Source organism: Leclercia sp. Colony189, assembly GCF_009740165.1.
Classification (GTDB): domain Bacteria; phylum Pseudomonadota; class Gammaproteobacteria; order Enterobacterales; family Enterobacteriaceae; genus Enterobacter.
The window spans coordinates 1,844,650-1,864,167 of sequence record NZ_CP046557.1 but is presented as its reverse complement, the minus strand read 5'-3'; the positions used below and the strand labels follow the sequence as shown (position 1 = coordinate 1,864,167).

General features: G+C 54.8%; 21 protein-coding genes. 2 read left to right on the top strand and 19 right to left on the bottom strand.

Annotated elements, in window-relative coordinates; translation table 11 throughout:
* Window positions 1-4: 4 nt before the first annotated feature.
* From thiK to hinT, 4 genes are read right to left on the bottom strand one after another with little or no spacing between them, the layout of a single operon-like run.
* Window positions 5-829 carry a thiamine kinase gene (thiK, locus tag GNG29_RS08765; protein ID WP_156655458.1) on the bottom strand — a complete coding sequence of 275 codons (825 nt, stop codon included), beginning with the start codon at window positions 827-829 and terminating at the stop codon, window positions 5-7.
* Window positions 810-1,460: a penicillin-binding protein activator LpoB gene (gene lpoB / locus GNG29_RS08760; RefSeq protein WP_103179105.1), complete on the bottom strand. Its 651-nt coding sequence runs from the start codon at window positions 1,458-1,460 to the stop codon at window positions 810-812. The genes thiK and lpoB overlap by 20 nt, the downstream gene beginning before the upstream one ends.
* A 10-nt stretch (window positions 1,461-1,470) precedes the next feature.
* Window positions 1,471-1,839, bottom strand: a complete 369-nt coding sequence (locus GNG29_RS08755; RefSeq protein WP_103179104.1) for a YcfL family protein — start codon at window positions 1,837-1,839, stop codon at window positions 1,471-1,473.
* Window position 1,840: 1 nt separating this feature from the next.
* Window positions 1,841-2,200, bottom strand: a complete 360-nt coding sequence (gene hinT / locus GNG29_RS08750) for a purine nucleoside phosphoramidase (RefSeq protein ID WP_139156331.1) — start codon at window positions 2,198-2,200, stop codon at window positions 1,841-1,843.
* Between the two features lie 351 nt (window positions 2,201-2,551).
* On the opposite strand from hinT, the gene fhuE reads away from it, so the two are divergent.
* Window positions 2,552-4,741 (top strand): ferric-rhodotorulic acid/ferric-coprogen receptor FhuE, encoded by a 2,190-nt coding sequence (gene fhuE, locus GNG29_RS08745; RefSeq protein ID WP_156654286.1) that lies wholly within the window; start codon window positions 2,552-2,554, stop codon window positions 4,739-4,741.
* Between the two features lie 205 nt (window positions 4,742-4,946).
* On the opposite strand, the gene ptsG is transcribed toward fhuE, so the two are convergent.
* The 14 genes from ptsG to yceD form a co-directional block, all read right to left on the bottom strand.
* On the bottom strand, window positions 4,947-6,380 hold the full coding sequence (ptsG, locus tag GNG29_RS08740; protein WP_156654285.1) for a PTS glucose transporter subunit IIBC: 1,434 nt from the start codon (window positions 6,378-6,380) through the stop codon (window positions 4,947-4,949).
* Window positions 6,381-6,677: 297 nt separating this feature from the next.
* A complete protein-coding gene (locus GNG29_RS08735; protein WP_103179099.1) occupies window positions 6,678-7,472 on the bottom strand; it encodes a metal-dependent hydrolase in 795 nt (264 codons plus the stop codon).
* A 10-nt stretch (window positions 7,473-7,482) separates the two neighbouring features.
* The gene (gene holB / locus GNG29_RS08730) at window positions 7,483-8,487 is read right to left on the bottom strand and encodes a DNA polymerase III subunit delta' (protein ID WP_156654284.1); all 1,005 of its coding nucleotides are present in this window, start codon (window positions 8,485-8,487) and stop codon (window positions 7,483-7,485) included.
* Window positions 8,484-9,125: a dTMP kinase gene (gene tmk, locus GNG29_RS08725; RefSeq protein ID WP_156654283.1), complete on the bottom strand. Its 642-nt coding sequence runs from the start codon at window positions 9,123-9,125 to the stop codon at window positions 8,484-8,486. Before tmk ends, holB begins: the two co-directional genes overlap by 4 nt.
* Window positions 9,115-10,137, bottom strand: coding sequence for a cell division protein YceG (yceG, locus tag GNG29_RS08720; protein WP_103179096.1), 1,023 nt, complete (start codon window positions 10,135-10,137; stop codon window positions 9,115-9,117). Before yceG ends, tmk begins: the two co-directional genes overlap by 11 nt.
* A gap of 2 nt (window positions 10,138-10,139) precedes the next feature.
* Window positions 10,140-10,949, bottom strand: a complete 810-nt coding sequence (pabC, locus tag GNG29_RS08715; protein ID WP_156654282.1) for an aminodeoxychorismate lyase — start codon at window positions 10,947-10,949, stop codon at window positions 10,140-10,142.
* A 123-nt stretch (window positions 10,950-11,072) separates the two neighbouring features.
* Window positions 11,073-12,314, bottom strand: a complete 1,242-nt coding sequence (fabF, locus tag GNG29_RS08710) for a beta-ketoacyl-ACP synthase II (RefSeq protein WP_103179094.1) — start codon at window positions 12,312-12,314, stop codon at window positions 11,073-11,075.
* Window positions 12,315-12,405: 91 nt separating this feature from the next.
* Complete coding sequence (gene acpP / locus GNG29_RS08705) at window positions 12,406-12,642, bottom strand: acyl carrier protein (RefSeq protein WP_000103754.1); 237 nt, start codon at window positions 12,640-12,642, stop codon at window positions 12,406-12,408.
* Between the two features lie 154 nt (window positions 12,643-12,796).
* Window positions 12,797-13,531: a 3-oxoacyl-ACP reductase FabG gene (fabG, locus tag GNG29_RS08700; RefSeq protein WP_103179093.1), complete on the bottom strand. Its 735-nt coding sequence runs from the start codon at window positions 13,529-13,531 to the stop codon at window positions 12,797-12,799.
* Window positions 13,532-13,544: 13 nt separating this feature from the next.
* The gene (fabD, locus tag GNG29_RS08695) at window positions 13,545-14,474 is read right to left on the bottom strand and encodes an ACP S-malonyltransferase (protein ID WP_103179092.1); all 930 of its coding nucleotides are present in this window, start codon (window positions 14,472-14,474) and stop codon (window positions 13,545-13,547) included.
* A 14-nt stretch (window positions 14,475-14,488) separates the two neighbouring features.
* Complete coding sequence (locus GNG29_RS08690) at window positions 14,489-15,442, bottom strand: beta-ketoacyl-ACP synthase III (RefSeq protein WP_103179091.1); 954 nt, start codon at window positions 15,440-15,442, stop codon at window positions 14,489-14,491.
* Window positions 15,443-15,448: 6 nt separating this feature from the next.
* Window positions 15,449-16,483 (bottom strand): phosphate acyltransferase PlsX, encoded by a 1,035-nt coding sequence (gene plsX / locus GNG29_RS08685; RefSeq protein WP_201304714.1) that lies wholly within the window; start codon window positions 16,481-16,483, stop codon window positions 15,449-15,451.
* Between the two features lie 79 nt (window positions 16,484-16,562).
* Complete coding sequence (gene rpmF / locus GNG29_RS08680; RefSeq protein ID WP_003857964.1) at window positions 16,563-16,736, bottom strand: 50S ribosomal protein L32; 174 nt, start codon at window positions 16,734-16,736, stop codon at window positions 16,563-16,565.
* A 16-nt stretch (window positions 16,737-16,752) separates the two neighbouring features.
* Window positions 16,753-17,274 (bottom strand): 23S rRNA accumulation protein YceD, encoded by a 522-nt coding sequence (gene yceD / locus GNG29_RS08675; protein WP_103179089.1) that lies wholly within the window; start codon window positions 17,272-17,274, stop codon window positions 16,753-16,755.
* 141 nt (window positions 17,275-17,415) lie between these two features.
* Between yceD and GNG29_RS08670 the strand changes: the two genes are divergently transcribed.
* On the top strand, window positions 17,416-18,000 hold the full coding sequence (locus GNG29_RS08670; protein WP_156654281.1) for a nucleoside triphosphate pyrophosphatase: 585 nt from the start codon (window positions 17,416-17,418) through the stop codon (window positions 17,998-18,000).
* A gap of 80 nt (window positions 18,001-18,080) precedes the next feature.
* Here the strand turns inward: GNG29_RS08670 and rluC are convergent, their stop codons facing one another.
* Entirely contained in the window at window positions 18,081-19,028 is a 948-nt protein-coding gene (gene rluC / locus GNG29_RS08665) for a 23S rRNA pseudouridine(955/2504/2580) synthase RluC (RefSeq protein ID WP_103179087.1), read from the bottom strand.
* Between the last annotated feature and the right edge of the window lie 490 nt (window positions 19,029-19,518).

Here is a 19,518-nt window from a genome sequence, read left to right as displayed (position 1 = left end):
TCCCTTATTCTGTTGTTTCTAACTGGCGCCAGATCTCATCGGCCAGCGTCATAAATTGTTTATCTTGTGATTGCTGCCAGCGTAGCTCAAACCAGCCTGCCATCAGCATCAGTACCCAGGGACGCCAGCGCTTCACCTGGCGTTGCAACTGCGTCAGGTCAAGCTGAGCAGCATGGGCGTAAGCGGCGAGCAGCTGCTGACGCTCTGCGTCACTGTCCGTCCAGACGCTTGCCAGCTCCAGCGCCACATCTCCGTCACCCGCGTACTCCCAGTCCAGCAGCCGGATACCGGCATCCGTATGCACGATATTACCGGCATGAACGTCCATGTGCAGCGGCGCCAGCCGCAGTGGGCGCGGCTCCCCCCGTTTTTGCAGACGTTTGTGCCATCGCAGCCATAGCGGCGTGCGCCGGGTGGGCGAGGCCTGGAGCCAGTACTGCTCCAGTAGCGGCATCAGGGTGATACGCCAGCCAAACACGGGCTGTTGATGGAGATGATACAGCATCCCGGCCAGTGCGGGTGCAGCGGGCAACCTGGTTTTGACCTCCCCCGCCAGATAGTCCACCGCTATCCAGCCCGGACTGTAAAAGTGCGGCTGAGGAGCAATGTCGGCGGGAAGATGGCGCAGGGCATGGTACTGACGGCGAAAATGAGCAGGCGTTGCCAGGGCATCATGACGCTGGCGTAGCACCAGACGACGCGCAGCATGCTCAATAATGCAGCTCGCGCCGCTCAACCCGGTATGGGACGGCGGCGCGACGATGCGAAACTGCGGAAAATAGCGCGACAGCAGCGTGTCGCGCGTCAGGTTACTGTTGCTGAACTGCACCTTTACCCGACCAGATAATCTCACCTGTCTGAACCAGCATCAGCTGCATTTGCAGCGCCGGGGAATTGACGTTGCCGGTTGCGCTGGAGTAAAGCACATACTGCGCGCCCACGTTACGGGCAATGCCGATGGCTTTACTGCGTGAGCCCAGGCTGTCCTGCGGGGAAAGGCCCAACTGCTGCTTGGCGACAGCAAGCTGCTGCGCAGACACCAGCGTAAATTTGCCGTTATTGGCCAGCGCATTACGCAGCGTTTCGGTCGCCTCACCAGCATTCAGGCTGCCGTTAGTGCGGTTGTTGACGCTGTCCACCAGCAGCACGCTGCCTGCGTTAACGCCCTGCGCCTGGAGCATCTTACCGACCATAGGCTGCATTGCGCCGTTCCAGTCGTAGTGACGTTCACGCGGTGCAGGCTGGGCGGGCTCTTCCTGATGCTCTATCGGACCAGGCTGCGCGGGAACGCTCGGCACGGTAGGAACAACAGGAACCGGCTGGGTTGGCTGAACCGGCTGCTCGACGCCCGGTTTGACCTCTTCCACCGGTGCTGGTGGTTGCTCAGTGCGGCTAATACAGCCCGACAGGAACAGTGCAAAAGCCGTGACAAGCGCGTAACGACCGATCTGTTTAATCAAAATTCACCCCTCAGAGATATAAATAAAGTCTGACCTTATGCGCACCCAGATAATTTGCGCTGCCATATAGCTTAACCGACGATTTTGCCGGAATGGTTACGCTGCGCGGCGCCTCAAGTGGATGCATTTCCAGGCCGCGGGCGTCATACCAGAAAAAACGGTAGTGTACGGTAACTGGCGCATCTCTTTCATTGAACAGCACAGAGGAGGCGGACGGTTGAATTTCGCTGACCGACAGCGAAGGCTGATCGGCGGTAATCCCTGCCGCCAGCACCGATGACTCCATAACCAGCGTTTGATCGTCATTAACGGGAATCGACGGTTGCGAACTGCATCCCGCCAACGCTATCACCAGCGCCGCCATCCATCCTCTTTGCATCTTAAAGACCTTTATGCGCCAGCATCGGGCCCAGCGGACGACCGCCCAGCAGATGCATATGAATGTGATAAACTTCCTGACCACCGTGGCGGTTGCAGTTCATGATCAAACGGTAACCGTCCTCGGCAATGCCTTCCTGCTCAGCAATTTTCGCTGCTACTGTCAGCATACGGCCTAATGCCAGTTCATGCTCAGTTTTCACGTCATTAACCGTCGGAATCAGAATATTAGGAATAATGAGGATGTGCGTAGGCGCCTGGGGGGAGATGTCGCGAAAAGCGGTAACCAGTTCATCCTGATAGATGATATCTGCCGGGATCTCGCGGCGGACAATTTTACTGAAAATGGTTTCTTCAGCCATGAGGTTTTCCTTATTCATTAGTCTGGCGACGAGCCCGGAAACAACCCGCCCGGTGCAGGCGCAATATTTTGTGGCAAGACTAAAGAGTATGAGCGACTTTCTCCTGTCCTTTCAACCTTATCCCATGAATTCTTTGCGTGTGCGGCCCGATCTGCTCGCGGAGTAACCACCTCCCCTCCACCCGCTCTGAAACATTATTTCACTTACCGCCGCAACATCTGTTTACAGTGATAAATCGAATGCGTATATTTCGCATTTGCATTTTCATGCGCAATTTATACCTAGAAAAATGATTTCAGTCCGTCGATACGGGACTGATGCACACCATTCACCGTTCATAAGGGTTTAATGATGTCTTTCACCATTCAATCCAGGGAAGGGCAATCCCGGTCTGTCGCAACACCTTCGTTGCTGGCAGCCTGCATTGCTATGGCATTGATGCCAACCACCGCTTTCGCCGCCTCCACCGAAGATACCGTCATTGTTGATGGTTCTTCTCAGTCGGACGCCTCCGCTGATGACAGCCAGGACTACAGCGTAAAAGCCACGTCCGTGGGCACCAAAATGCAGATGATCCAACGTGACATCCCGCAGTCGGTTACCATCGTCAGCGAACAACGTATGGAAGACCAGCAGCTTCAGACCCTGGGCGAAGTGATGGACAGCACGATGGGGATCAGCAAAAGCACGACTGACTCCGATCGCAGCAACTATTACTCCCGTGGTTTCGAAATCGACAACTACATGGTCGATGGCATCCCAACCTATTTTGAGTCGCGCTGGAATCTGGGTGATTCCCAGTCAGATATGGCGCTGTTTGAACGCGTCGAAGTCGTGCGCGGCGCCACCGGGCTGATGACCGGGACGGGTAACCCGTCGGCGGCCATCAATATGGTGCGCAAGCATGCCACCAGCCGTGAATTTAAAGGCAACCTGTCTGCAGAGTACGGCAGCTGGAACAAGCAACGTTACGTGATGGACATGCAAAGTCCACTGACGGAAGATGGCAACCTACGGGCGCGTATTGTGGCGGGTTATCAGGACAGCGACTCCTGGCTCGACAACTACAATCAGAAGCGCACCTTCTTCTCCGGGATCCTGGACGCGGACCTGGCCACCAGCACTTCACTGTCGGCAGGCTACGAATACCAGCGTATCGACATCAATAACCAGACGTGGGGTGGTTTGCCGCGCTGGAACACCGATGGCAGCGTCAGACATTACGATCGCGCGCACAGCACCTCACCTGACTGGGCTTACAACGACAAAGAGTTCAACAAGGTCTTCTTCACGCTGAAGCAGCGCTTTGCCGACAACTGGCAGGCCACGTTGAATGCGACCCATACCGAGGCGAAATTCGACAGTAAAGCGATGTATCTCGATGCTTACGTCAATAAAAGCACCGGTATGCTGGAAGGCCCTTACGTGAACTACGGTCCGGACTACGGCTACATTGGCGGCACCGGCTGGAACAGCGGCAAGCGTAAAGTAGACGCAGTGGATCTCTTCGCTGACGGCGGCTACGAGCTATTGGGTCGCCAGCACACCATGATGATCGGCGGCAGCTTCAGCCGTCAGACGAACCGCTACACTAACTCGTGGGCCAACGTCTACCCGGAGGAGTTCGGCAGTTTCTACGACTACAACGGTTACTTCCCGGAAACCAACTGGGGATCGCAGTCGCTGGCCCAGGATGACACCACGAATATGAAATCGCTGTACGCCGCGACGCGCATTTCCCTGGCCGATCCTCTGCATTTAATTCTTGGCGCCCGTTATACCAACTGGAGCATTGAAACCCTGACCTACGGCATGGAGAAGAACCATACCACCCCTTATGCCGGTCTGGTCTACGACATCAATGACAACTGGTCAGCCTACGCCAGCTATACCTCTATCTTCCAGCCGCAGAACTACCGCGACAGCTCGGGCAAGTATCTTGATCCGATCACCGGGAATAACTACGAAGCGGGCCTGAAATCTGACTGGATGAACAGCCGTCTGACCACCACGCTCTCTGTCTTCCGCATTGAGCAGGATAATCTGGGCCAAAGCACCGGCCGGACGATTCAGGGATCAACGGATACAGCTTACGAGAGCGTAGACGGTACCGTGAGTAAAGGCGTGGAGTTTGAAATCAACGGCGCGCTGACCGATAACTGGCAGATGACCTTTGGCGCAACGCGTTACGTGGCGGAAGATAACGATGGCAAGGCGGTAAACCCGCAACTGCCGCGGACCACGGTGAAACTCTTCACCAGCTACCGCCTGCCGGCGATGCCTGAGCTGACCGTTGGCGGCGGCGTTAACTGGCAAAACAGCGTCTACACCTATCAGGACACCCCTTATGGCACCTGGCGTGCATCGCAGGGCAGCTATGCGCTGGTGGATCTCTTTACCCGTTATCAGGTCACAAAGAACTTCTCCCTGCAGGGTAATGTGAATAACCTCTTTGATAAGACATACGACACTAACATTGAGGGCGAAATTGTCTATGGCGAACCGCGTAACGTGAGCCTGACCGCAAGCTATCAGTTCTGATTAAGCATGCAGCGTCTAAGGGAGCCAAATGGCTCCCTTTTTTGTGCGCGCTGTTCGCCGGGTGGCGGCTGCGCCTTACCCGGCCTACGGTTCGTGCGGTTGTTGCCTTTGTAGGCCGGGTAAGTGTAGCGCCACCCGGCATGCCACAAACTACAGATATAAAAAAGGCAGCCATTCGGCTGCCTTAGTCTCCCCAGGTCACAACTTAGTTGCTGCGGATGTACTCATCCATTTCGGTTTTCAGGTTATCGGATTTAGTACCGAAGATAGCCTGTACACCGGAACCTGCAACAACTACGCCAGCTGCGCCCAGTTTTTTCAGACCCGGCTGGTCAACTTTCGCAACATCGGCAACGCTAACACGCAGACGAGTGATACATGCGTCCAGGTTAGTGATGTTCTCTTTACCGCCGAAGGCTGCAACCAGTGCCGGAGCCATTTCGCTGGTCGCACCCGCTTTGCTGTCTTCTGTTGCATCTTCACGACCTGGTGTTTTCAGGTCCAGCGCTTTGATCAGCACACGGAAGATGGTGTAGTACAGCACCGCGTAGCCCGCACCAACGATTGGGAACAGCCACAGTTTGCTGCTGTTACCGGACAGGACGATAAAGTCGATCAGACCGTGCGAGAAGGAAGTACCGTCACGCATACCCAGCAGGATACAGATTGGGAACGCCAGGCCAGCCAGAATCGCGTGGATAATGTACAGGATCGGCGCAACGAACATGAAGGAGAACTCGATCGGCTCGGTGATACCGGTCAGGAACGAGGTCAGCGCTGCGGAGATCATGATACCGCCCACTTTTGCACGGTTCTCTGGTTTAGCAGAGTGCCAGATTGCAATCGCAGCAGCCGGCAGGCCGTACATTTTGAACAGGAAGCCGCCAGACAGTTTGCCTGCGGTTGGGTCGCCTGCCATGTAGCGTGGGATATCGCCGTGGAAGACCTGACCCGCAGCGTTGGTGAATTCGCCGATCTGCATCTGGAAAGGAACGTTCCAGATGTGGTGCAGACCAAACGGCACCAGGCAACGCTCGATGAAGCCGTAGATACCAAACGCCACAACCGGGTTCTGGTAAGCCGCCCACTGAGAGAAGGTCTGGATAGCGGAACCAATCGGTGGCCAGATGAAGGAGAGGATCACACCCGTGAAGATCGCCGCCAGGCCAGAGATGATTGGAACAAAACGCTTACCGGCAAAGAAGCCCAGATACTCAGGGAGCTTGATGCGATAGAAGCGGTTAAACATATACGCCGCAATAGCACCCGAGATGATACCGCCCAGAACCCCGGTGTCAGCCAGGTGTTTAGCAGCGATCTCTTCCGGTGGTAAGTGCAGCACCAGAGGTGCAACCACAGCCATGGTTTTAACCATGATGCCGTAGGCAACGACAGAGGCCAGCGCAGATACGCCGTCGTTATTGGTGAAGCCAAGCGCAACGCCGATGGCGAAGATCAGTGGCATATTAGCAAAAACAGAACCGCCTGCTTCCGCCATCACATGAGAAACTACGGCTGGCAGCCAGCTGAAGTTTGCAGAACCGACGCCCAGCAGAATACCTGCGATAGGCAGTACGGATACCGGCAGCATCAGCGATTTACCGACCTTCTGCAGGTTAGCAAATGCATTCTTAAACATAATTGAGAGTGCTCCTGAGTATTTGTGCTTTTTTTACGTTTTCACGCATTGGCCCGGGGGGAGAACCGTGCCGTGGACAGGACATCTAAGCGCCCTTTATTTATTACGCAGAGTAAAATAAATCTGCGGATCTTTGTTTGACGGCTATCACGTTTCAGCGTTCGTTACCTGAAAAACTTTCAGATTTTTACAAAATAGATGTCTAAATGTTACCAGAAACGCATTCACCGCCCCTGTTTGGGCGGTGAACTTTACTCGCTTTAGCTATTAATTACGAGCCCAAAAAAAACTGACGAATCATACTGATTGCAGGCGGGAGGGGTCAATGTGAAACAGACTGGCGAAGTTATGAGTGGTAATGCGTGCCAGTTCTTCAACATCGACGCCTTTCAAAACGGCCATATACTCGGCCACATCCCGTACCATCGCGGGTTGGTTCTCTTTACCGCGGTGCGGTACCGGTGCCAGATAAGGGGAATCTGTCTCCACCAGCAGGCGATCGAGCGGGACGTATCGCGCAGCGTCGCGAAGCTGCTCTGCGTTACGGAACGTCACGATCCCGGAAAACGAGATATAAAAACCCAAATCCAGCAGTTTGCCCGCTGTTTCTCTGTCTTCAGTGAAACAGTGTAGTACGCCACCACAATCCGTCACCTTTTCTTCTGACAGGATCGCCAGCGTATCGGCACGGGCATCGCGGGTGTGGACAATCACTGGCTTGTTCAGCTCCCGGCCAATACGGATATGATCGCGGAATGATTCCTGCTGACGGGCTTTCGTTTCCGGAGTGTAAAAATAGTCCAGCCCGGTTTCACCCATCGCGACGACGCCCTCTTCTGCCGCCAGACGGCGTAAATCCTCGACATCATAGGCCTCATCCTGGTTCAGCGGATGCACGCCGCAGGAGAAAACGACATTGTCGCGCACGCCCACCAGCTCACGCATGGTGCGGTAGCCCGGTAACGTCGTGGCGACCGCCAGACAAAATTTCACATCGCGGGCTGCGGCTTTTTCCAGCACGTCATCGACGTTTTTATGCAGGGATTGATAATCCAGGCCATCAAGATGGCAGTGTGAGTCGACTAAAAACATAATGTCTCTCTCAGAGATGGGATACAGGCAGCGTTGTGCCCGGTTGCAGGTAATGCTCGATAGTGAGTAACAGGTCGGTCAGCACAAGCTCCCGATTCAGCCCCGTTACGCTGAGTAATTGTTCGCGACACTGGCATACGTCATGAAGGATAGCCCGTAATGACACACCAGGCAGGCGCCGGGCGAGGCTGTTTACCAGCTGCCAGGCATCAGCATTGCTGATCAAGGTCGCCCCCTGCTGAATTTTAAGGGCATCCAGCAACAATGCCGCCAGCCAGTGCAGACGATCGGGCGCCTGTTCATGATTGAGCACCGGCAGCAGACTCATCCAGTCACCACTGTCAGGTACAGCCCCAAGCGCCTGGCAAAGCTGTTCGCGTTGTCCCCAGACGTTGGGCTGCAACAGCGCCAGCGCGGCTGCAGGCGCGCCGCCGCACAAACGCAGCGCGCTGAGCGCAGCTTCTTGTGACGTTGTCACTTCTCGCGCAAGCCAGCTGATAGCCCACGCCTCCTGCGGCACGTTGAGATGATGCAAGCGACAGCGGCTTCGGAGAGTCGCCAGCAACCGTCCGGGCTCACGGCAGGCCATCAGGAACCAGGTATTTTCCGGCGGCTCTTCCAGGGTTTTTAACAGCGCGTTGGCCGCAGCTTCGGTCAGCTGGGCGGCATCCTTGACCCAGACCACTTTCGCCCCGCCAAGCCGCGCGCGCTCGTAGAGCTTCTCGCTGACCGCGCGAACCGCATCAATACCCAGCGTCGTTTTGCCCTTCTCTGGCTCAAGCGCGTAATAATCCGGGTGCGTCTGCGCCTGCATCAACTGACAGCCGCGGCACTGGCCACAGCTTTTATGCCCCTGGGGTTGCTGGCACATCAGAAAACGGCTGATAGCGTAGATCAGCGCATCATCGCCCATTCCCGGCAGCGACTGGATCAGTAACGCATGATGCCCCCGACCGGACTGATAGCTGTTCACCAGCTGTTCTAAGTGCGGGCGCAACCATGGATACCATTTCATGCCTGTTGTTCCTTCAGCCAGTCGGTGACCGTTTTACGAATGGCGTCCATCACCGCTTCCAGTGGCTGGGTGGCGTCGATGGTGCGGATGGTGCTGTCCTGCGCGGCCAGCTCAAGATAGCGGGCGCGGGTACGGTTGAAGAAGTCCAGCGACTCCTGCTCAATACGATCCAGTTCGCCACGGGCGCGGGCGCGCTTCAGGCCCACTTCTGGCGTCACGTCGAGATAGAGCGTCAGGTTCGGGCGGAAATCCCCCAGCACCGCATCGCGCAGCGTGGCGAGCATCGTCTGGTCAATGCCGCGGCCACCGCCCTGGTAAGCCTGGGTGGAGAGATCGTGGCGGTCGCCGATGACCCAGCACCCACGCGCCAGCGCAGGTTTGATGACGGTTTCGACCAGCTGGACACGCGCGGCGTAGAACATCATGACTTCGGCTTTATCCGTAATGACTTCATCGCCGACCGATTTAATGTCCAGCACCAGACTACGCAGTTTTTCCGCCAGCTGTGTGCCGCCCGGTTCGCGGGTGAAGATCATCTCTTCGATGCCGCACTGTTTTAGCGTCTCGACGACCGTATCGCGTGCGGTGGTTTTCCCGGCGCCTTCCAGCCCCTCAATGACGATGTAGTTACTGCGCATTTTTTTCCTTAAGTGCCTTCAGATAGTCCTGGACCGAACGATTATGACCGGCAAGATTGGTGTTAAAAGTATGTCCACCCTTTCCGTCAGCGACGAAATAGAGATACGGCGTTTTGGCCGGATGCGCGGCGGCATTCAGCGATGCCTGACCCGGCGTGGCGATCGGCCCCGGGGGTAATCCGCTAATGACATAGGTATTATAATCCGTTGGGGTTTCGAGATCTTTACGCGAAATGTTGCCCTTGTAGTTCTCACCCATCCCGTAAATCACCGTAGGGTCAGTCTGCAGCCGCATACCGATACGCAGACGATTGATAAACACAGAGGCCACCTGATCGCGTTCGCTGGCGACCGCCGTCTCTTTCTCGACGATAGAGGCCATGGTCACGAACTGGTTCTGATCTTTATACGGCAGGTTTTCCATCCGCCCTTCCCAGGCTTTATCCACGGCTGCAACCATCTTTTTATGCGCACGCTGCAAGAGTGCTACATCGGTGGTGCCCGCGGTGTACATCCAGGTATCGGGCCAGAACCAACCCTCTATCCTGTCAGGATGCTCAAATTTCAGGGCCTCGGCGACGGCGGCATAGCTGTCGTCCGGCAACGTATGCTTGATGTAGGGCGCATCGCGCAGCTGCTTCAGGTAGTCGCTAAGACGCATCCCTTCGACAAAACGCAGCGGGAACTGCGCCTCTTTACCGCTTTCAAGCAGCTCCAGCATCTCCTTCACAGTCATTCCTGGCGTAAAGCGGTACGTACCGGCTTTAAAATGCGACAGCTCCGGCTGCACGCGTAATAACCACTGGAATACCCGCGGGCGGTTAATGATCTTGTCGCCGTACAGCTGCTCACCCAGCGCCAGCCGTCCGGTACCGGGTTTCAGGGTAAATACCGTCTCGTCGGCGATCAGGATTTTGCTCTCCGCCAGCTGGCGAACTTTCCACATCCCCACGCCAGCGGCAATGCCCAGCACGACAACGACGAGGAGAATAAAGCGCAACATTTTCTTCATGACTATCTGGTTTGCTCACACAGAGGGGCTAAAAACGAGTACAACTCACGCGATGTAAAATGGTGAGAACCATACTGGCGCACCGGCACAACAGGCATCAGCGCATTGCATACGACGATCTCGTCAGCATCGGTCAGCGCAGCCTCGCGCGCCTGCACTTCGACCACGCGAAATCCGGAGTGCGCCAGTTGCCGCAGACAAAACTGCCGCATCAGGCCGTTAACGCCAGCCTGATCCAGACAGGGGGTAAACACATCCTTACCCTGCCGCCAGAATAAATTCGCCGCACAGCATTCCGTAATGAACCCTTCGCTGTCAAGAACCAGCGCTTCATCGGCGTCGGTCTGTTCAAGATGGGAGCGAATCAGCACTTGCTCAAGCCGGTTGAGGTGTTTTATCCCCGCAAGCTGCGGATTACGTCCCAGCCTCACCGGGCTTAATGCCAGGGTAATGCCTTCCTTGCGCCAGCGATCGTAATGGGCAGGCCAGGCTGATACCGACAGAATGCGAGCCGGATCCAGGCAGCCAGACGCGCTGTATCCTCTTCCGCCGCTTCCCCGGGTAATAATGACTTTTAATACGCCCCGATCGACGCCCTGCGCCTGGCCTGTCATTTCATTTTCTAACGCTGCCCACTGGACAAAGGGAATGAACAGTTTTTCACAGGCCGTCCGCAATCGTTGCAGATGTGCCTCAAGCAAACAGACCCTGCCTTCGACAATGCGGGCCGTTGTGAAGCAGCCGTCACCAAACTGAATCGCCCGGTCACTCGCCGGAAGCTGTGCCTGCTTTATACCATTTATCAAGAACATGGTGGCTCCTTTAAGATGGTCGAATAGTCTGGCAGGAAGGATGGCTCTGGACAAGGGAAGAAAACCGAATAAAAAAGGCCCGACAAGCGGACCTTTTTTTACTGCACTAACGACTGGTTAGCGTCAGACCTTTTTAAAGATCAGAGAGCCGTTGGTGCCGCCAAAGCCGAAGGAGTTACACAGGGTGTACTCCATACCGCTGACCTGACGCGCTTCGTGCGGAACGAAGTCCAGATCGCAACCTTCATCCGGATTATCCAGGTTGATGGTTGGCGGAACAGCCTGGTCGCGCAGCGCAAGGATGGAGTAGATAGACTCTACTGCACCCGCCGCACCCAGCAGGTGACCGGTCATGGATTTGGTTGAGCTGACCATGACGCGGCGGGCTGCATCGCCAAACACAGACTTAACGGCCTGCGCTTCAGCGATATCGCCCGCAGGCGTTGAGGTACCGTGCGCGTTCACATAGCCAATCTGACCCGGCTCGATACCCGCATCACGGATAGCGTTAACCATGGCCAGCGCAGCACCTGCGCCATTCTCCGGCGGAGAGGTCATGTGATAGGCATCGCTGCTCATGCCGAAGCCAACGACTTCTGCATAAATTTTCGCGCCGCGTTTCTTCGCATGCTCGTACTCTTCAAGTACGACCATACCGGCACCGTCACCCAGCACAAAACCATCACGGTCTTTATCCCACGGACGGCTCGCCGCCTGAGGATTATCGTTGCGGGTAGACAGCGCACGCGCTGCACCGAAACCGCCCACACCCAATGGGGTGCTGGCTTTTTCTGCCCCACCAGCAACCATCGCGTCAGCATCGCCATAGGCAATCATACGCGCCGCCTGGCCGATGTTGTGCACACCAGACGTACAGGCAGTTGCAATCGAAATGCTTGGACCGCGCAGGCCATACATGATGGTCAGGTGACCTGCCACCATGTTAACAATCGTTGACGGAACGAAGAACGGGCTAATCTTACGTGGACCACCATTGACTAAAGAGCTATGGTTTTCCTCAATTAAGCCAAGGCCGCCAATCCCGGAGCCAATAGCGGCGCCAATACGGGTTGCGTTCTCTTCCGTAATTTCAAGGCCAGAATCCTGCATGGCCTGAACGCCAGCGACAATTCCATATTGAATGAAGGCATCCATCTTGCGCTGTTCTTTGCGCGAGATGATCTCTTCACAGTTAAAATCCTTTACTAAGCCAGCAAATTTCGTTGCATAGGCGCTAGTATCGAAATGGTCGATTAGGCTAATGCCACTCTGACCGGCAAGGAGAGCTTTCCAGGTGGACTCTACGGTATTGCCGACAGGAGATAACATGCCAAGTCCGGTCACAACTACACGACGCTTAGACACGCTTGTCCTCCAGGGAGGGATAAAAAAAGAAAAACGAGGGACTACAAAAGAAAAAACTCAGGCGGTCGAATGACCGCCTGGAGATGTTCACTTACGCCTGGTGACCGTTGATGTAATCAATGGCAGCCTGAACGGTGGTGATTTTCTCAGCTTCTTCGTCCGGAATCTCAGTATCAAACTCTTCTTCCAGAGCCATTACCAGCTCAACGGTGTCAAGAGAATCTGCGCCCAGGTCTTCAACGAAAGAAGCATTGTTGGTCACTTCTTCCTGCTTAACGCCCAGCTGTTCGCCGATAATTTTCTTAACGCGTTCTTCGATAGTGCTCATACTCTTAAATTTCCTATCAAAACTCGCTTTCGCGATGGTTTTCGTAGTGTATAAAATGTTGAAAAATTTGCAACTAAATCCCGGCAGGTCTTACCACGATTTTACGTTATTTTGAGGCCAATGCCCCCAATAACGCAAATATTTTCGATCGTGATTAAACCATGTACATTCCGCCGTTGACGTGGAGAGTCTCACCAGTGATGTAACTCGCTTCGTCAGAGGCTAAAAATGCAACCGCGCTGGCGATTTCTTTAGGGTCGCCTAAACGACCCGCTGGAACTGCCGCCAGCGTACCCGCACGCTGCTCATCGGTCAGCGCACGCGTCATGTCCGTTTCAATAAAGCCCGGAGCAACAACGTTTACAGTAATTCCGCGGGACGCAACTTCGCGCGCCAGCGACTTACTGAAACCGATCAGGCCTGCTTTCGCCGCAGCGTAGTTTGCCTGACCAGCATTTCCCATGGTACCAACCACAGAACCGACAGTGATAATACGCCCATGACGCTTCTTCATCATAGCTCGCATTACCGCTTTTGACAGACGGAACACAGATGACAGGTTGGTTTCGATAATATCGTTCCACTCATCATCTTTCATTCGCATCAGTAAGTTGTCACGAGTGATTCCGGCATTATTGACCAGAATATCCACTTCGCCAAATTCTGCGCGAATATTTCCCAGAACAGATTCGATAGATGCCGGATCGGTCACATTCAACATCAGACCTTTACCGTTCGCTCCCAGATAGTCACTAATAGCCTGCGCGCCATTTTCGCTGGTAGCGGTGCCGATCACTGTCGCGCCACGCGCGACGAGGGTTTCAGCGATAGCACGACCAATACCACGGCTTGCGCCGGTGACCAGTGCGATTTTTCCTTCAAAACTCATGGTATTCCTCTTCTTACTGCGCAAGTGCCGCTGACAGTGCTTCAGGCTCGTTAATCGCCGATGCAGTCAGGGTATCAACAATACGTTTAGTCAGACCGGTGAGGACCTTACCCGGGCCCACTTCATACAGATGCTCTACGCCCTGCGCTGCCATAAATTCAACGGTTTTCGTCCACTGAACCGGGCTGTAGAGCTGGCGAACCAGCGCGTGGCGGATGGCCTCAGGCGCGGTTTCACATTGCACATCAACGTTATTGACCACTGAAATGGTCGGTGCGCTGAAGGTGATTTTTTCCAGCTCAACGGCCAGCTTGTCTGCAGCAGGCTTCATCAGCGCGCAGTGGGACGGTACGCTCACCGGCAGCGGCAGCGCACGTTTGGCGCCCGCGGCTTTACAGGCTGCGCCTGCACGCTCAACCGCCTCTTTATGGCCGGCGATAACCACCTGGCCCGGGGAGTTGAAGTTCACCGGTGAAACGACCTGGCCTTCTGCGGATTCTTCACACGCTTTTGCGATAGAAGCATCATCCAGACCAATAATGGCTGACATGCCGCCCGTGCCTTCCGGCACCGCTTCCTGCATGAATTTGCCGCGCATCTCAACCAGACGCACAGCATCCGCAAACGCAATCACACCCGCACAAACCAGCGCAGAATACTCACCCAGGCTGTGACCGGCCAACAGCGCTGGCGTTTTGCCACCCTGCTGCTGCCATACGCGCCACAGTGCGACCGATGCGGTCAGCAACGCAGGCTGCGTCTGCCAGGTTTTATTCAGCTCTTCGGCTGGCCCTTGCTGGGTCAGCGCCCAAAGGTCGTAGCCCAGCGCATCAGAAGCTTCACGAAAAGTCTCTTCGATTACCGGAAACTGCTCCGCCAATCCAGATAACATTCCCACGGCCTGAGAACCCTGGCCGGGGAATACAAAAGCAAATTGCGTCATTTTTTTTATCCTTTCTAGAAACGAACCAGCGCAGAACCCCAGGTGAAACCGCCACCGAAGGCCTCGAGCAAGACCAGTTGGCCCCGTTGAATTCGTCCATCGCGCACCGCTTCGTCAAACGCGCACGGTACTGATGCTGCAGACGTATTGCCATGACGATCCAGCGTCACCACAACGTTATCCATCGACATGCCGAGTTTCTTGGCTGTGGCGCTGATAATGCGCAGGTTAGCCTGATGCGGCACCAGCCAGTCAAGAGCGGAACGCTCCAGATTATTGGCTTCCAGCGTCTCGTCAACGATGTGTGCCAGTTCGGTCACTGCCACTTTGAAGACTTCGTTACCTGCCATAGTCAGGTAGATGGCGCTGTCCGGGTTGACACGATCCGCATTTGGCAGCGTTAACAGTTCGCCGTAGCGACCGTCAGCATGCAGATGCGTTGAGATGATGCCCGGCTCTTCAGATTGTCCTAACAGGACAGCCCCCGCACCATCACCAAAAATAATGATCGTCCCGCGATCGTTTGGATCGCAGGTGCGAGCCAGAACATCCGCGCCGATGACCAGCGCATATTTCACTGCGCCAGATTTTACATATTGATCGGCAATGCTCAGCGCATAGGTAAAGCCTGCGCAGGCAGCGGCAACGTCAAACGCCGGGCAGCCTTTAATGCCCAGCATGTTTTGCACCTGGCACGCAGCGCTTGGGAAGGCATGCGTGGCGGAAGTGGTCGCAACGATAATCAGACCGATGTCGTCTTTATCGACACCCGCCATTTCCAGCGCGCGCTGGGCGGCTTCATAGCCCATGGTGGAAACTGTTTCATCTGGCGCGGCAATACGACGTTCGCGGATACCTGTACGTGTGACGATCCACTCGTCAGACGTATCTACCATTTTTTCCAGATCGGCGTTGGTTCGCACTTGCTTTGGCAGATAGCTGCCGGTACCTAAAATCTTCGTATACATGTACGCTCAGTCACTTTTTGCTAATACAGATCCCAGGCGAGCGGCAATCCGCTGTGGGACTTGTCGCTGCACCGCCTGCACTGCCTGTTCAATGGCGACGGTAAACGCTCGCTGATTGGCCGCACCGTGACTCTTAATCACAATGCCGCGCAATCCTAACAGACAGGCGCCATTATACTGGTCGGGGTTGAGGTGACTGAATCGCCGCGCCAGGCTCTTTTGTAACCAACGCTTTAATAAAATCAGCCACCATGACCTTTTTTTACCCTCTCCCTGCGATTTAAGCAGAGAAAGAAACATCCTCACCACCCCTTCCATGGTTTTTAATGTAACGTTTCCTGTAAAGCCGTCACACACCAGTACATCCGTCTTCCCGGTCAATAATTCGTTGGCTTCGAGATATCCAATATAGTTGATGGAGTGCTCTTTTTTTAGCCACTCCGCTGCATCACGGATGCTGTCGAGACCCTTGGTCTCTTCTTCGCCAATATTTAATAAGGCAACGCGGGGATGAGAAATCCCCACCACTTCCTCTGCCAGCACCGAGCCCATGACGGCAAACTGCGCCAGCATAACGCTGTCGCAATCGACGTTCGCGCCTAAATCCAGCACTACCGTTTTGCCCTTCTGCTGATGCGGCAGTACCGTCACCAGCGCGGGACGCTCAATACCTTCAATCGGTTTGAGCAGTAATTTTGCTAACCCCATCAACGCGCCGGTATTGCCGGCGCTGACGCAGGCTTGTGCGCGGCCCTCTTTAACCAGTTCAAGCGCGATGCGCATTGAACTTCCGCGGCTGCTGCGGATCGCCTGTGAGGCCCGGACATCACTGGCAATAACTGACTGGGCAGGAATAATCTGCAGACGTGAACGTTGTTCGAAGTCAGCTTTTGCGAGTAATGGCGTGATAGCGTCGGGATTACCGACTAAAAGGAGAGCGAGTTGCGAATTAGAGTTCAGTGCCTGCAATGCTGCAGGCACTGTCACGGAAGGGCCAAAATCGCCCCCCATGACATCTAACGCCAGGGTTAGACGTGTCAAGGTATCGTCGCAGCCTGGTTCGGTATATCCCCGTTTGCACGGGGAAACCCTCACTAAGCCTAATCACGCAAACGCGTGATTACTTAGTGATAACCTTGCGGCCGCGGTAGAAACCGTCAGCAGTGATGTGGTGACGCAGGTGTTTTTCACCAGAAGTCTTGTCTACAGACAGGCTGGTAACTGCGGTCAGCGCGTCATGGGAACGACGCATGCCACGTTTGGAACGGGTTGGTTTATTCTGTTGTACGGCCATGGACCTTACTCCTTAATTACTTACGCTTTAAGCTGGCTAATACGGCAAATGGGTTTGGTTTTTGCGCTTCATCAGGCAGTTCCCCAAAGACCATGTCCGCCTCGGACACTTCACAGTGTTCAGAATCATGCACCGGAACCACTGGCAGAGCGAGGATGATTTCATCTTCAACTAACGCCAGCAGATCGATTTCACCGAATTCGTTAACCTCAATCGGCTCATACGCTTCCGGGAGTGCTTCAGCCTGTTCGTCTGAACGAACCGGACTGAAACAATATGTTGTGTGAACATGAAGTGGGAACGGTTTCCCGCAACGCTGACACTCGAGCGTAACCGAAACCTTTGCATCACCGGTTAATACGGCGAGGCGCTGGTTATCGATAGCGAACGACATGGAGCATTCCACATCACTGTCCACACTGACTACGGATTCGGCAATACGTTCAGCCTGGTCACGGGTATAAATACCTTCGTAATCGAGGCGTTTTTGAGCCGTACGAACCGGATCAAGAGTCAGGGGTAATTTTACCTTTTGCATAGGGCGCGCATATTAACTTTGTAACGTCATAGAGTCAAAGAAAAAGGCAACCTCAGGCTGCCTTTTGCCAATTATTCGCACACATTGCGGCCTGTAGTTTAAAATGGCTGGCATCGATACGCTATATCTGGTGAAAAAAATATGCCAAATCTTATTCTCGCCTCGACTTCACCCTACCGCCGCGTGTTGCTGGAAAAGCTTGGCGTACCCTTTGAATGCGCCGCGCCGAACGTGGATGAAAGCCCACAACCCGGTGAATCGCCACGGCATCTGGTGGTACGTCTGGCGCAGGAAAAAGCAAAAAGCCTGGCAGCGCAATTTCCTGACCATCTTATTATAGGTTCCGATCAGGTTTGCGTCCTGGATGGCGCTATCACGGGTAAACCGCATACCGAAGAGAAGGCGCGTCAGCAGCTGTTGAAAGCCCGCGGCAATATCGTCACGTTCTATACCGGCCTTGCTCTCTATAACAGCTCAACAGGCCATTTGCAGACGGAATGTGAGCCCTTCGACGTGCACTTCCGCCATCTCAGCGAACAAGAGATTGATGACTACGTCCGTAAAGAGCGTCCGTTAAACTGCGCGGGCAGCTTTAAGAGCGAAGGGCTGGGGATTGCATTGTTTGAGAGGCTGGACGGGCGCGACCCGAACACGCTGGTGGGATTACCGCTGATTGCGCTGTGCCAGATGCTGCGTCGGGAGCATTACAACCCGTTAATGGCCTAGCCTACTGCTTCGCCCGGCGGCGCTACGCTTGCACGGGCCTACGGTTTCCCAGGCCGGGTAAGCGCAGCGCCACCCGGCAATTAACCGCGCAGAACTTTAAGGCAGCGCTTCAGATGCTCATCCATAGGCGCTTCGATACGCATCACCTCGCCGGTACCCGGATGGGTAAACTTCAGCGCGGCGGCATGCAGAAACAGACGAGACAAGCCCGTACCCGCCAGCTGCTTATCAAACTCACGGTCGCCATAGCGATCGTCGAAGGCGATGGGGTGACCTGCATGCAGGGTGTGAACACGGATCTGATGAGTACGACCGGTCACAGGACTGCAGCGCACCAGGGTAGCGAATTCATAACGCTCTTCGACTTTGAAGCGGGTTTCAGACGGTTTGCCTTCCTGACTCACGCGAACGATACGCTCACCGCTTTGCAGAATGTTTTTCAGTAGCGGCGCCTGGACCACTTTGACATGGGACTGCCACTGGCCGCGCACCAGCGCGAGGTAATCCTTCTGCATCCCCTTCTCACGCAGCTGTTCATGCAGCGAACGCAGCGCCGAACGCTTTTTCGCCACCAGCAGTACGCCGGAGGTGTCGCGGTCAAGGCGATGAACCAGTTCAAGGAAGCGGGCTTCGGGACGCAGCGCGCGTAGGCCTTCGATCACGCCGAAGCTCAATCCGCTGCCGCCGTGAACGGCTATGCCGGAGGGTTTGTTGAGCACCAGGATATGATCGTCTTCATATAAGATCACCTCCGTCAGCGCGGCGACTTTATTCAGATGCGGCGACACCGCCTCCTCTTCCCGCTCAGCTACGCGCACGGGCGGGATGCGCACTTCATCACCCGCTTCCAGTTTGTACTCGGGTTTGATGCGCTTCTTATTCACACGCACCTCACCCTTACGCAAGATGCGATAAATCATACTCTTTGGCACACCCTTCAGTTGGGTGCGCAAAAAGTTGTCGATACGTTGCCCCGCTTCATCATCGGTAATGGCAACCATTTTTACGGCTGGAGTCTCTGTTTTCATGGGGGGCGATTCTAATTATCGGCAGCCATTAGCGCCACTCATTTTTCTATGCTTATATTTAGTTTTACCCGGTTACTGTTTCATTCACGCAATCGATTTGATGGTTATTAAACCAATCGTATGAGAGAAGTGAAAAAACTGTGAGTAACCGGGTGATAATTGGCAAAAGTCATCTTGCTATAACCCGGTTAGCAATGGAATAATGCTGCTGTTTTCCGCGTTAAATCCGGGTTTTGTAAGGATCTCGACGGAATGACCAATTTTGTCTGACCGATCATCCACGCAGCAATGGCGTAAGACGTATTGATCTTTCAGACAGTTAGCGGGCTGCGGGTTGCAGTACTTACCGGTAAATGGAATCTTCTCTGGAGAGTTTTACCCAGGCTATTCCCCTGATAATCGCGCTGTATTTCCGTATGAAATACAGGCAACCGACACTTTGCGCCTCTTAAGCGAGCGACAACCGTGAGGTTGGCGACGTGAATAGACA